General features: G+C 58.2%; 1 protein-coding gene. It reads right to left on the bottom strand.

The window, feature by feature from the left end:
- Positions 1-407, bottom strand: a 407-nt coding sequence (locus DEO48_RS00020; RefSeq protein WP_146198221.1) for a S49 family peptidase, incomplete at both ends; no start/stop codon positions are given.

Below are 407 nucleotides of genomic sequence, written 5' to 3'. Positions count from 1 at the left end.
CGCCTGGTCACTCAGCGGGCGCAGGGAATTGGTTTCGGCTTTACGGTCACCGAACGTGATAATGCTGACCTGCAGACCCTCTTTCTCGATGCGCTGTGACCAGTCACAGTGAATGACAATGCAGCCAATCGAGCCCACGCCGCCGGTACGCGGAACCACAATTCGGTCAGCTGCGCTGGCGATGGCGTAAGCCGCTGAGTAAGCGCTTTCGGTGAGAATGGCGTGTATCGGCTTTTTGCCCCTGCTGGCATAAATCAAATCGACCAGGTCAAAACAGCCGCCCACCTCACCGCCTGGCGAATCCACATCGAGACAAACTGCCGTGACCTCCGGGTCATGCAGGGCATTCAGAAAGGACTGTCGGATACCGTCATAACCGGTCATGCCGCTGTACGGCCGCAGGCTTC

Origin of the sequence: Enterobacter sp. CGMCC 5087 (genome assembly GCF_003144775.1) — a bacterium.
GTDB classification, from domain to species: Bacteria; Pseudomonadota; Gammaproteobacteria; order Enterobacterales; family Enterobacteriaceae; genus Enterobacter; species Enterobacter cloacae_M.
This window is presented reverse-complemented; position numbering and strand designations above follow the sequence as displayed.